The organism is Citrobacter sp. wls827, assembly GCF_005280875.1.
In the GTDB taxonomy this organism is placed as follows: domain Bacteria; phylum Pseudomonadota; class Gammaproteobacteria; order Enterobacterales; family Enterobacteriaceae; genus Citrobacter; species Citrobacter youngae.
This window is the reverse complement of sequence record NZ_SZWR01000017.1, coordinates 17,495-30,095: the sequence shown is the minus strand read 5'-3', so window position 1 is coordinate 30,095 and position 12,601 is coordinate 17,495. Positions and strand designations below refer to the sequence as shown.

The following is a 12,601-nucleotide window of genomic DNA, read 5'->3' as shown; positions in this document are numbered from 1 at the left end:
GGCTGGCGATTGGCGGAAGCTAGACTAAAAAGTTGGGATTTAAATCATCAAACAGTACGCTTAGCTTTTTGTTTGTAGCGGTCGAAGATCACCGCCGCCAGCAGGATCAAACCTCGTACCACATACTGTGCGAATGGAGAGATATTCAGCAGGTTCATCGCGTTCTCGACCGTCCCCAGAATCAACACCCCTGCGACGACATATGAGATTTTTCCGATACCGCCTTTGAGCGAAACGCCCCCTAACACACAGGCAGAAATCACGATCAGCTCATAGCCGATAGAGGTCATTGGCTGGCCGCTGGTCATACGTGATGCCAGGATAATCCCCGCCACGGCGGACACCAGACCGGAGAGAATAAAGATAATAATCTTAGTGCGAACGACCGGCACCCCAGCCAGACGAGCCGCTTCCTCATTGCCCCCAATCGCCAGCGTATTACGACCAAACGTGGTTTTATTCAACAGCAGGCCAAAAATAATAAAACAGCCCACGGTTAACCAGATCGGTGCCGGCAGTCCTAACCAGTTGGCATAGCCAAGCGTAAAGAAGCGCTCGTCTTCGATTCCCACAGCTTTACCGTCGGAGATAATGTAGGCCAGACCGCGAACAATTTGCATGGTGGCGAGCGTCGTGATCAACGCGTTAATTTTTAAGCGTGCAATCACGAAACCATTCACCAGACCGCACAGAACGCCGAGCAACAACCCTGCCGCCACGCCAATCCACAGGCTTTCGGTCATATTAATGACCACTGCCGTCGTCACCCCTGCGCAGGCAATAACGGACGCTACCGAGAGGTCAAAATCGCCGGATGCCAGGCAAAATAACATCCCGCACGCAACCATACCCGACATAGATACCGCCAGTCCCAACCCCTTCATGTTGATGAACGTCGCAAAGTTTGGCACAAAAATAGCGCAAACCAGGAACAACACGGCAAACACCACCAGCATCCCGTACTGATCCCAAATTCGGCCAAGATTTAGCGCCGACTTCGCAGCGCCTGAACCCGATGTAGAAACGGAAGACATCATATTCTCCTTATTCAGGCGACTGCCTGGCTGACTTTAGGCATAGCAAGGCTCAACGCCTGGCGTTCATCCGCCTGTTCATGAAGTAATTCACCTGCGATCTCACCTTCTCTCATCACCACAATGCGGTCGGCGACACCAAGAACTTCCGGCAGGTCACTGGAGGCAAACAGCACGGCAACACCGCGCGCAGCCAGGGCATAAATCACGTTATAAATTTCATGTTTCGCTCCAACATCAATGCCACGGGTGGGCTCATCCAGCAAAATCACTTTCATCTCTTCCGATAACCAACGCCCCAGAATGGCCTTTTGCTGATTACCGCCAGAGAGGTTCATGATCAGTTGCTCTGCACCCGGCGTTTTAATGTTGAGTGAACGGATATGATGGTCAGCATTGGTCTCTTCCCAGCCGTTGTTGATCAGACATCCCCCTGTAACATGTTTACGGCGCGCACTAATATTGATGTTGTTGCGTACCGAATGGACCGGGATGATCCCTTCGGCTTTGCGATCCTCCGGACACAGCATCATGCCAGCTTCAATGGCGTGACTGGGTTTGCGGATATCTATCGCCTGTGCGTCAATAAACACCTGGCCCTGTGTGATACGCGTCCCGCCAAACAGACCTTTCATTAATTCGCTACGTCCGGCACCAACCAGGCCGAACAGTCCGACGATTTCGCCGCTACGCACCGATAAGCTGATCGGAGTGCGCACGCCTGGCGCTTTTACCTCATGCAGACGCAGACGCTCCGCGCCATAAGGTCTGGCTTTCCAGCCATAGATGTCCCCAAGATCACGCCCCACCATCGCCTGTACCAGTGCGTCGTGATCAACCTGCTGCATATCCGTAAACGTTTTGACGTACTGGCCATCCTTAAACACCGTTATGGCATCGCTGAGGGCGAAAATCTCCTCCATGCGGTGCGAAACGTACAGAATGATGCGGCCCTCATTGCGTAGCTCACGAATTACGCGAAACAGATTGTCAATCTCCCTGGCGGAAAGAGAGCTGGTGGGTTCATCAAAAGCGATAATCTTGGCATTACGCGCCAGCGCCTTAGCAATCTCCACCATTTGCCACTGACCGATGGAGAGATACTTCAACGGAATATCAGGATCGATATCCATTCCCAGATGCTTTAACTGCAGCCCCGCCTCGTAGTTCAACAACGAGCGGTTCACAATCCCACCCTTATGCGGAAGCTGGCCTAAATAGATGTTCTCGGCGACGGTCATTTCCGGCACCAGATGCAATTCCTGGTAAATAATGGCGACACCGGCATTCAGCGCAGTGGTTGTGTCCGCAAACGAAACCTCCTGTCCGCGGATCGCTATAGATCCCGTGGTTGGCGCGTAGTTACCGCTGAGAATTTTTAATAATGTTGATTTCCCGGCGCCATTTTCACCCATCAGTGCATGCACCTGACCGGCATAGCAGTCGAAACTAATATCCGTCAGCGCTTTTACGCCAGGGAAGGTTTTACCGATGCCGCGAAATGAGAGATACGGGGTAGACTGTTGCATAACGTCTCCGTGGATCTAAACGGTTGCCTGATGGCGGCGTAGCCTTATCCGGCCTACGAAGGGCGTTATTTGTAGGCCGGATAAGATCGTTTTACGGCAGTTGAGTTATTTGCCGCCTAAGCCTTTTTTCGCCAGTTCTTCTTTGAAGTTGTCGCGAGTAATCAACACCACATCGGTAACTTCAGTAAACACTGGCGGTTCTGCGCCTTTGGTGACCCAGTTGTAGAGCATTTCACTGGATTTATAACCGTGAACGTCCGGGCTAGGCAGCAGTGAACCGTAGAATCCGGTGGCTTCCGCTTTGGAGAGTTCGCTAATTGCATCAACACCGTTAATACCGATGCCAATCACGTTTGCAGCTTTAAACCCCTGCCCTTCGGTAGCACGCACGCCACCCAGCACAGTGTTGTCGTTCATACCGACAATCAGCCAGTGTTTAACTTCAGGATGTTGCACCAGCATGGAGTTTGCGGCGTCGAATGCGCCCGGGATATCATTCGATTTAGTTGGGACCTGGTAGATCTGTTTTTCCGGGAAGCCTGCAGCTTTAAGCGCTTCCATCGAACCCGATGTACGACGGCGCGCGGTATCCAGTTCGTTTGCGGTAATTGCCATTACAGCGGAAGATTTCACATCCCAGCCACGTTTCTGCATTTCTTTGTACAGTTCCTGGCCCTGGCGTTCACCAATTTTGGTTGCTGCCATCATCACCAATGGCACAGTATCCATCGGCTTACCTTTCGCATTGGCGAACTGATCGTCAACCGCGATGACTTTCATGTCATAGCCACGCGCCTTTGCCATAATAGCAGGCCCAAGTTTTGGGTCCGGCGTACAAATTACAAATCCTTTTGCCCCGCTTGCCGCCAGGCTGTCGATAGCATTCAGGGTTTTCTCGCCGTCTGGAACGGCAATTTTAATCACCTCAAACCCAAGGTCTTTACCGGCTTTATCAGCAAACTTCCACTCTGTCTGGAACCAGGGCTCTTCCGGTTGTTTGACCAGGAAACCGAGCTTCATGGATTCAGCGATAGCGGATTGTGACATAATGGCAGCCAGACCAATGGCCGCCAGCGCTTTAGTGAATTTGTGCATGGTTAACTCCAGCTTTAACGTTCTTTTATGTAGGGTAAAATCAAACGATTTTTTGTAATCCGGACGTAAAACAAGGCATTACCTTTTATTGATAAGATCAATGCCAGTGCTGAGAGTATTTTTAGCGGGAAATTGATTCTCCATAAGAGAGCGGCATCACACCCTGGAATTACAGTAGTTGCGTACATAAATTCAGCGGGAAATGACATAAAAAAACTCAATTTTCAGAATAGGGAAAATGAGAAATAGCAGATTAATCCATAACATCAGCCAGTGAATCCTTGTTCCCGAATATCGAAACATCCGGGAGTCCAATGATTACCAGGGGTAATAAATATGGTCAGCGTGATCGCGAACAGGGATATCGTCTTCTAACAGACGCGCAGAAAGCGTAAACGCAAAATCAAAAATATGGCCCAGCCCTTTGCCACTGATAAGATTGCCATCTTCAACAACAGGCGCATCGACATACTCGCCGTCGGTGATGGTTTGCCACAGCTCACCTGAACACACGTAGCGCCGTCCTTTCAGCAACCCATTACCCGCCAGCACCCGCGCGGCTGCCGAACAAACCGGGCAAATCAGTTTTCCTGCATCGTCATGACGAGCGACAAACTGGACGACTGCAGCGCTGGCGGCAAGATTTACGCTACCCTGTGGTCCCCCTGGCAACACGATCGCGTCGTAGAAGGCATCCCGACGGGCCTCCAGCGTACTGTCGGTCACCATCGGCACGTCATGATAGCTCACCACCGCACGAGACTCAGCGCAGGCCAGCGTCTCAACCTCAATTTGCAGGCGACGTAGAATATCAATAGTAACAATAGCTTCAGCCTCTTCAAAACCGGGTGCCAGCAACACCGCCACCTTCTTCATATACAACTCCTCGATTTATCCACCGATATCCAACAACAAATGCCGAATAATTCATTCCGTTAAATTTATTAAAACTGATCTGGCGCAAGAAATTAGGTTGCAGATAATTTCCAGACACATCACTTCACCGGGAAGTTCGCATCAAAACCAGCGGTGATAATCACCAGACGTCATAGAATACCGCGGCCTGAAATTTAATTTTGAGACTTGAAACATCATTTCACTTTCTTTATTTTACATAAATACATTATAAATCAGATAATTATATTCATATTTCTTATATACACAAACGGCATGGCTAAGCATATTGTTATGCCAATATGTAAAAAAACATAAATAGGTGGTTTTAAGGATTTTCTTGATACCAGGCACGCGCTATGCTGATTCACGATCGGAAGCGGATATAATTCGCGATCATCTAAAGGACCGGCGGAACGGATTTATTCTGCTAACAGTATTACTCGTACGTAGATGTGAAGTGCAACGGCAGCCCGTTGTACTGGCGTTGGTGACGTACTTCTCTTTTCTGGAAATAAGGATATTGATATGGCTGCAGTTGGAATTGTGCACAAACTCAACACGCAAATGAACCTTGAGTTTTACGCATCGAATCTCTACCTTCACCTCAGTGAATGGTGCTACGAACACAGCCTGACAGGCACCGCGACGTTTCTGCGCACTCAGGCGCAGGGTAACGTGACGCAAATGATGCGTATGTTTAATTTTATGAAAAACGCAGGGGCTAACCCCATCGTCAAAGCCATCGATGTTCCCGGTGATGACCTAACGTCCCTTGAAGAGCTGTTTCAGAAAACGCTGGAAGATTATCAGCAGCGTTCTCGTACGCTGTCACGTCTGACGGATGAAGCAGAAGCGTTGAACGACGCACCAACCGTTGATTTTCTTCATGATCTGGAAAAAGAACAGCAGCAGGATGGCGTGCTGCTACAAACGATTCTTGATGAAGTTCGTAGCGCTAAACGTGCTGGGCTGTGTATGGCGCAAACGGATAAGCATTTGCTAAACGTCGTAAACTACCAACATCACTGAAGTCCGATCGCGACAAATCTGCGCCTCCCGTTCTGAGAGGCGTAAAAAAACCTTTCTAAAACCTGAAACAACGGTTTATTTTAGTGAGACTCATTCTGCGGAGTGAATTTCAGCTCGATCAACGCAACCGCTTTTTGAATTGCGCGCATCGTAACGGGATCAGCGCCCGCGGGATGGCTGGAAAAGTCGATGCTTTTCAGTTGACTGGACATTTTTTCCCGAACTTCTACCGGGGCAATAACATCAATAACATCCAGAATTTGCTTGATAACCAACTGGCAGGCAACAACGTCCGAGAGCAGTTCCTGATCGGCATTCAGTGTTTGGGACATAGTGAGCTCCTTATAGAAAGGTCGTCATAGTACCTATTCAGCGCTCGAAACGGTAGCGGTGCAAGCAGTACAACCGCGCTGAAAATAAAAAAACAGACCCAGTTAATTTCGTTTGAGATGGCAAGCACAACATGAGTGAACATTTAGCGGTTGAGAATAAGCGGGGTCTTTCTCCGGCTGCACTACTGGTCGCCGGGGCCTTCTTTATGGAGTTCATCGATGGCACGGTGATTGCGACGGCCCTACCCGATATGGCAAAAAGTTTCGGCGTGCAGGCCGTTGATCTGAACATCGGCATCAGTGCTTATCTGATCACGCTGGCGGTTCTCATCCCTGCCAGTGGCTGGATTGCCGATCGTTTTGGTGCCCGAAAAGTATTTACCCTGGCACTGGCGATCTTTACCTTCGCCTCAGTCTTATGTGGACTCGCCACCAGCATTGAAGGCTTTGTGGCAATGCGCATTTTACAGGGTGTCGGGGGGGCACTGATGGTGCCGGTCGGCCGCCTCGCCGTTCTGCGTACCACGCCTAAACACCAGTTAATCACCGCAATCGCCACCCTGACCTGGCCTGCCTTAGTGGCCCCAATAATTGGCCCCCCCCTGGGCGGATTTATTACCAGTTACGCCAACTGGCGCTGGATCTTCTTCATTAATGTGCCGCTGGGGTTGCTGGCGATTGCGCTGGCGCTGCGTTTTATCCCGGATATTCATGATGACGAGCGACGCCCGTTCGATTTTCCCGGTTTTATTGCCACATCGGTCGCGATGGTCAGTCTGGTATATGCGATGGAACTGCTGGGAACCCAACAGCCGCAGGGCTGGTTAACCGCGGGACTTCTGGCACTTGGAATAGCCACGTTCCTGTTTGCCCTGCATCATTTTCGCCAATCCGCATGGCCGATGATTCGTCTGGATGCCATGCGCGTGCCTACATTTCGTGTCACGATGTACGGAGGCTCGCTGTTTCGTGCCTCTATCAGCGCGGTACCCTTTCTGTTGCCACTGATGTTTCAGGTTGGGTTTGGTATGAATGCTTTCCATGCCGGTTCGCTGGTGTTGGCCGTGTTTGTTGGCAACCTAACGATTAAACCCGCTACTACGCCGTTAATACGCTGGTTAGGCTTTAAAAATCTGCTGTTGATAAACGGTGCGCTTAATGTGCTGGCGCTATTGGCGTGTGCGCTGATCACGCCGCAAACTCCCGTATGGGTAATATTACTGGTGCTGTATCTGGGCGGCGTTTTTCGCTCAATTCAGTTTACCGGTGTCAGCACGTTGGCATTTGCGGATGTTCCTGCATCGCAGATGAGCTATGCCAATACGCTGTTTAGTACAGCGACGCAACTGGCTGTTGGATTAGGGATTTCGTTGGCGGCTATCGGGATCCGTATCGGGGATCAAGTGAGTGAATGGTTGTCACTGGGTGCGATACCCGGCATCAGTTTCCGGCTGGCATTCGTCGCTATCGCCATGATTTGCCTGATAGGAATGGTTGATACCCTGCGCCTTACCCGCGATGCGGGAAGCGCAGTGTCAAATAAGCGTCGATAAGCCCGATAGTTCGCGCCATCGGGCCAACCGGGTTTAGCCAATAACTTCACGGACAAAGGCTTCAATCGCTTTATCCTGGCAGTTTTCAAAGAAACACTGCTGGAAACGTGGGCCTGAAACGGCGGTTTTCACCAGTTCAGGATCGATAGCGCGCAGGGTATCAAGATAATTTTCTTTTACTACTGCCGCTTTCACCTGGTTTAAAATCCCCGCATTACGCACCTGCGGGTCTTTCCGCTCCGGCGGATAACCTTCACCATTACGACCGGTAAACGCTTTTTCAAACATATACCGGACGTTCAGTTCAGCCCCCCAGCCAAACCCTTTCGCAAAGGCCAGCGAGAGCGCATTACCGTTGTTGATCTGCGCAAACAGGAACGCATCCGCGGGATCAAGGCAGTAGCCACACACCACGCCCGGGTGAATATTCAGTGACATCATGGCCCCCTGACCCGTACCGCAGCCCGTGACAACGAAATCAACCGCTTTTGAATTGAGCAGAATGCTGGCCATAATCCCTAAATGGATGTAAGTCAGATGGTGATCATTTTCGTCGCTCATCCCGACGTTGAACACCGGAAAACCCTTTTCATCCGCGACAGACTTAAGCTCATGGTGAATGATCGCGTTTTTGCTTGCCTGGCTGTTTTCCATCATCAATGCAATTTTCATTGTGTATTCTCCTGAATGCGTCGCGGGGGGCCCGCCGTAAGTCATGACATTTCAGCCACATTACTATTTAGCAAATCAGCTTTCAAATTTTATGAAATTAAGTTTCATAAAATATCGAGATGCTCACGGTTTTTACGCCAGCCTTCAGAATTGACTCATAAACAGGGGGTCGTTGCGATTAATCACAGGTGATCTTCTGGCTATTCAGGCCATTGATTAGCCGTGATGTATGTCAGGATAGCGTATCACCGATTTTTCAGAGCGATTTCATGAAGACCTTTATTCTTGCCCTCTTACCGCTCATGCTGACGGGATGTACCATCACCAGACAGGCTCAGGTCAGCGAAGCCAGCAGCATTACCGGCGTGGTTCGTCTGACTTACAACCAGGCCATGCTACAAACAGCACGTACAGACGATTATGTTGCTCAGGGAACGGCGACAAAAGCATGTCAGCGCATGGGTTATGCCAGTGCAGTCGGATTTGGCCAGCCGGTTGCGACCTGCAGCGTTTATGCGGGTTCTCTGTGTTTGAATACCAAAATCACGCTGTCCTGGCAGTGTCACGGTGTTGCCGTACCACAAACTTCCACTTTCCATTATTAATCATTCCGACCAGCACATCTGCTGGTCATCTATTCTATTTTTATTTATATCATCAATTTAATAGCGTTAATGCGTTTTATTCCCATTCGCATTTTTAATAAATAAATTTATTATTTTACCTTTTGCAAATAATTAAATAACAAATTATAGTGGCGCCACGTCAATATATAATAACGTTCGTGGAGCAGAACCATGCTGAAAACAGAAATGATCGACAAACTGAATGAGCAAATGAATCTTGAATTATATTCATCCCTGCTCTACCAACAGATGAGTGCGTGGTGCAGCTATCACAGCTTCGAAGGTGCCGCCGCGTTTCTGCGTCGCCACGCCCAGGAAGAAATGACGCACATGCAGCGTCTGTTCGATTACCTGACGGATACCGGCAGCTTGCCGCGTATTAATACTGTTTCTTCACCGTTTGCAGAATATGCGTCCCTGGATGAGCTGTTCCGTGTAACCTATGAGCACGAACAATTGATCACGCAGAAAATTAATGAACTGGCGCATGCGGCAATGACCCACCAGGATTATCCGACCTTTAATTTCCTGCAATGGTATGTTGCTGAGCAGCACGAAGAAGAGAAGTTATTTAAATCTGTCATCGATAAGTTATCGCTGGCCGGTAAAAGTGGCGAAGGTCTTTATTTCATCGATAAAGAACTGGCAACCCTTGATACACAGAATTAATGTTGTTGGGTAACGGTGGCTGTTTGCCACCGTTATTCGAGAATCTTAGTGACGGCAGATCTTGCTTTCATGCGTAGAGAAGCCGTCTTCTTTGGCAATAAACTTCCCCTTCGCCGCTAAAAACGCGACCAGCTCACCCGCCGTCATGCTTTCTGCTGAACAGGTGTGAAAACGTGCCTGCTCACCAAAACGCGCGGTAATTGCCGCCTCAAGGCTGGCATGTGAATACTGCTCACCAGATTCAATCATCATGTTGAGCACCTCGTGACCGTGAATAGATTCCATACTACCTCCTCAATAAAGCCCGTAGCCTAATGTGAACCGTACAACGCTGCTTTGCGCTAACGCAGGTTTATGCGGGCAGAGAGCAGATAAATATCATTTTTAATACATCTTAAGCCCCAAACATCTGTAAACATTAATATACAGCATTTGTAACGGTGATTTGACGAAAATAGCGTTATGCCTTAACCTGCGCCGCAGATATAACCGTTGATTATCTCTGGGACAGAGGAAAGCGTGAAAAACAGAACCCTGGGTAGTATTTTTATCGTGGCGGGAACCACGATTGGTGCCGGTATGTTGGCAATGCCGCTGGCGGCGGCAGGCGTGGGGTTTAGCGTCACGCTGGTGTTGTTGGTTGGGTTATGGGCCCTGATGTGCTACACCGCGCTGTTGCTACTTGAAGTGTACCAGCATGTACCGGCAGACACCGGGCTTGGCACACTGGCAAAACGCTATCTGGGTCGATACGGGCAGTGGGTAACGGGCTTTAGCATGATGTTCTTGATGTATGCCCTGACCGCCGCCTACATCAGTGGTGCAGGCGAGCTGCTGGCCTCCAGCATCAGCGACTGGACCGGAACCAGCATCTCGCCCACCACAGGCGTATTGCTGTTCACCTTTGTTGCCGGTGGCGTGGTATGCGTCGGGACTTCACTGGTTGATTTATTCAATCGTCTGTTGTTCAGCGCCAAAATCATCTTCCTGGTGGTAATGCTCGCGCTGTTGATGCCGCATATTCATAAGGTGAACTTGCTTACCCTGCCGCTTCAACAAGGCCTGGCGCTTTCCGCGATCCCGGTTATTTTTACCTCATTTGGTTTTCACGGTAGCGTGCCCAGCATCGTCAGCTATATGAACGGCAACATCCGTAAACTGCGCTGGGTGTTTATCAGCGGTAGCGCCATCCCGTTAGTAGCCTATATTTTCTGGCAACTGGCCACGCTCGGTAGCATTAACTCGTCAACATTTATGGGACTTTTAGCCAATCACGCTGGCTTAAACGGTTTGTTACAGGCATTACGTGAAGTCGTGGCTTCGCCGCACGTCGAACTGGCTGTGCATCTGTTTGCCGACCTCGCACTGGCAACCTCTTTCCTCGGTGTCGCACTGGGGTTATTTGATTATCTGGCAGATCTCTTTCAACGCCGTAATAGTGTGGCCGGCAGAATGCAAACTGGCGTCGTGACGTTCCTGCCACCGCTGGCATTTGCTCTTTTCTATCCGCGAGGTTTTGTCATGGCGCTGGGATATGCAGGCGTTGCTCTGGCCGTTTTGGCTCTGTTGATCCCCTCCATGCTGGCCTGGCGGAGCAGAAAGCACAATCCACAGGCAAACTACCGCGTAGCCGGCGGTGCTCCGGCGCTGGCACTGGTATTTTTGTGCGGCATTGTGGTGATAGCAGTACAGTTTTCTATTGCAGCAGGATTACTACCAGAAGTGGGTTAAAACAAAGGGGCTTTCGCCCCTTTCTGTTAATGCAAACAGCACTGCTTATATTTCTTGCCGCTGCCACAGGGACAAGGGTCATTGCGCCCTACTTTGGCATCCACTTTCACCGGTACTTTGACTGGCGTTTCCTGAGGATGCGCCATCCAGTAAGCATGCAGGTCCAGCGCAGCCAGGCGGATGGCATCGACGCTCTCTTCAAACGCTTCAGGTGTCAATTTCTCAACCACCGCAAAGTTCTCTTCCGTACCGTGCAGCGCAATAGCCTCAAGTGCTGGTTTTAACGTGTCCGGTAACGCGGACCAGTCTGACAGTGCAACGCCGCGCATATAACCAAAGCACCACTCTTCAACGATAGTCAGCTCATGCTCTTCAATTTCACGCAGGCCGAACAGCGGTTCAAACTGCTCCGGGAACTCATCCAGACGATCGGCCGTATCCGCCATATGCTGGAACGCCAGATTCATAAAACGCGCCATTTCTTTTTCGGAGGACCAGCGCGGAACATACTGTGCACCGCCCCAGATAGCGACCAGCCACTGCTCCGGCTCGATCTCATACGGTGAACTGAGCACCGCCGTCAGTAAGCCATCCAGCTCTGACACATCCAGAATAGACTTGTCCGTATTGTACTTAGTCAGCACATCATCCAGCCATTCCAGCTCGCTCTCGTTTAGTGGTCCCGTTTTCATAACGCTTTTCCTTAGTAAAAATTCTTGCCTGTGATTATCTTACATGGCTGGTGGTATAGCAGATCCAAATGGGCATGAGCGGCTTACAGGTACCGCCAATTCAGGTTAACAGGAAACGAGGGGAATTCCGGTAGTTAACGCACAAAAGGGAGCATCAGCCGCCGGGCATCATACGCGGAAAACAGAACAAAACCACCCGAAGGTGGTTTATTGTGGCTCAATACGGTTCAACGTTGCGGTATATCCCGTTTTCGCCACCGCGTTAAGTAGCGTATCGGTAGAAAATCCCTCCGGGACGATAGCCTCTGCCTGCCGGGTCTTGAGCGAAGATTTGGCTTTAATCACCCCATCAGTTTCACGTAACGCCTGATTGACCGAAATGACACATAACGAGCAGGTCATATTTTGGATATCCAGCACCACTTTCTGATTGGCAGCCTGAGTCCACAATGGCAACAGCAAACATGCGATTAACGTAATAATCTTCACTCAAACACCTCATAAAACCAGGCCACGATCGTGGGGTAAAACAACACGGGCAGAATCAGCGCCAACGCACACCAGTAAAGAACGCGCGCTTGCTTCAGGGACAGCCATCCGGAACACCATAGCTTTTTAGAAAAGTAGAGTCGCCAGAAAACGCGTAATAATAGCCCTAAGGACAGCAACATCAGAGGAACGCGCAGAAACTCAAACTGAGTGAACACGGCAAAGCTCGCCGCCGAAATACCAAACAGCAGAT

General features: G+C 50.0%; 15 protein-coding genes. 5 read left to right on the top strand and 10 right to left on the bottom strand.

The window, feature by feature from the left end; translation table 11 throughout:
* Nucleotides 1-47: 47 nt before the first annotated feature.
* From araH to FDX03_RS10635, 4 genes are all read right to left on the bottom strand, one after another.
* On the bottom strand, nt 48-1,034 hold the full coding sequence (araH, locus tag FDX03_RS10650) for an arabinose ABC transporter permease AraH (protein ID WP_048211343.1): 987 nt from the start codon (nt 1,032-1,034) through the stop codon (nt 48-50).
* 14 nt (nt 1,035-1,048) lie between these two features.
* On the bottom strand, nt 1,049-2,563 hold the full coding sequence (gene araG, locus FDX03_RS10645; protein ID WP_121584761.1) for an arabinose ABC transporter ATP-binding protein AraG: 1,515 nt from the start codon (nt 2,561-2,563) through the stop codon (nt 1,049-1,051).
* A 105-nt stretch (nt 2,564-2,668) separates the two neighbouring features.
* A complete protein-coding gene (locus FDX03_RS10640; RefSeq protein WP_005127705.1) occupies nt 2,669-3,658 on the bottom strand; it encodes an arabinose ABC transporter substrate-binding protein in 990 nt (329 codons plus the stop codon).
* A 318-nt stretch (nt 3,659-3,976) separates the two neighbouring features.
* The gene (locus FDX03_RS10635; protein ID WP_048211341.1) at nt 3,977-4,534 is read right to left on the bottom strand and encodes a DJ-1/PfpI family protein; all 558 of its coding nucleotides are present in this window, start codon (nt 4,532-4,534) and stop codon (nt 3,977-3,979) included.
* A 546-nt stretch (nt 4,535-5,080) separates the two neighbouring features.
* On the opposite strand from FDX03_RS10635, the gene FDX03_RS10630 reads away from it, so the two are divergent.
* Nucleotides 5,081-5,584 carry a non-heme ferritin-like protein gene (locus FDX03_RS10630; RefSeq protein ID WP_048211340.1) on the top strand — a complete coding sequence of 168 codons (504 nt, stop codon included), beginning with the start codon at nt 5,081-5,083 and terminating at the stop codon, nt 5,582-5,584.
* A gap of 80 nt (nt 5,585-5,664) precedes the next feature.
* On the opposite strand, the gene FDX03_RS10625 is transcribed toward FDX03_RS10630, so the two are convergent.
* Complete coding sequence (locus FDX03_RS10625; protein ID WP_005127709.1) at nt 5,665-5,916, bottom strand: DUF2766 family protein; 252 nt, start codon at nt 5,914-5,916, stop codon at nt 5,665-5,667.
* A gap of 131 nt (nt 5,917-6,047) precedes the next feature.
* Between FDX03_RS10625 and FDX03_RS10620 the strand changes: the two genes are divergently transcribed.
* The gene (locus FDX03_RS10620) at nt 6,048-7,469 is read left to right on the top strand and encodes an MFS transporter (protein WP_137345906.1); all 1,422 of its coding nucleotides are present in this window, start codon (nt 6,048-6,050) and stop codon (nt 7,467-7,469) included.
* Nucleotides 7,470-7,502: 33 nt separating this feature from the next.
* Here the strand turns inward: FDX03_RS10620 and FDX03_RS10615 are convergent, their stop codons facing one another.
* Nucleotides 7,503-8,141, bottom strand: a complete 639-nt coding sequence (locus FDX03_RS10615) for an RpiB/LacA/LacB family sugar-phosphate isomerase (protein ID WP_061068094.1) — start codon at nt 8,139-8,141, stop codon at nt 7,503-7,505.
* Between the two features lie 269 nt (nt 8,142-8,410).
* On the opposite strand from FDX03_RS10615, the gene yecR reads away from it, so the two are divergent.
* Both yecR and ftnA read left to right on the top strand, forming a co-directional pair.
* Nucleotides 8,411-8,746: a YecR family lipoprotein gene (yecR, locus tag FDX03_RS10610; RefSeq protein WP_048211338.1), complete on the top strand. Its 336-nt coding sequence runs from the start codon at nt 8,411-8,413 to the stop codon at nt 8,744-8,746.
* 192 nt (nt 8,747-8,938) lie between these two features.
* Complete coding sequence (gene ftnA, locus FDX03_RS10605; RefSeq protein ID WP_005127719.1) at nt 8,939-9,436, top strand: non-heme ferritin; 498 nt, start codon at nt 8,939-8,941, stop codon at nt 9,434-9,436.
* A gap of 45 nt (nt 9,437-9,481) precedes the next feature.
* On the opposite strand, the gene FDX03_RS10600 is transcribed toward ftnA, so the two are convergent.
* Complete coding sequence (locus tag FDX03_RS10600) at nt 9,482-9,721, bottom strand: YecH family metal-binding protein (RefSeq protein ID WP_048211337.1); 240 nt, start codon at nt 9,719-9,721, stop codon at nt 9,482-9,484.
* Nucleotides 9,722-9,955: 234 nt separating this feature from the next.
* Here FDX03_RS10600 and tyrP point away from each other — a divergent pair, with 234 nt between their 5' ends.
* Nucleotides 9,956-11,167 (top strand): tyrosine transporter TyrP, encoded by a 1,212-nt coding sequence (gene tyrP, locus FDX03_RS10595; RefSeq protein WP_115601826.1) that lies wholly within the window; start codon nt 9,956-9,958, stop codon nt 11,165-11,167.
* A gap of 26 nt (nt 11,168-11,193) precedes the next feature.
* Here the strand turns inward: tyrP and FDX03_RS10590 are convergent, their stop codons facing one another.
* The 3 genes from FDX03_RS10590 to FDX03_RS23265 form a co-directional block, all read right to left on the bottom strand.
* Nucleotides 11,194-11,859 (bottom strand): YecA family protein, encoded by a 666-nt coding sequence (locus tag FDX03_RS10590; protein ID WP_115601825.1) that lies wholly within the window; start codon nt 11,857-11,859, stop codon nt 11,194-11,196.
* Nucleotides 11,860-12,066: 207 nt separating this feature from the next.
* Nucleotides 12,067-12,348: a heavy metal-associated domain-containing protein gene (locus tag FDX03_RS10585; protein ID WP_048211334.1), complete on the bottom strand. Its 282-nt coding sequence runs from the start codon at nt 12,346-12,348 to the stop codon at nt 12,067-12,069.
* Nucleotides 12,345-12,601: hypothetical protein (locus FDX03_RS23265; RefSeq protein WP_249357036.1), on the bottom strand; the 257-nt coding region annotated here is incomplete at its 5' end. The genes FDX03_RS23265 and FDX03_RS10585, both read right to left, overlap by 4 nt.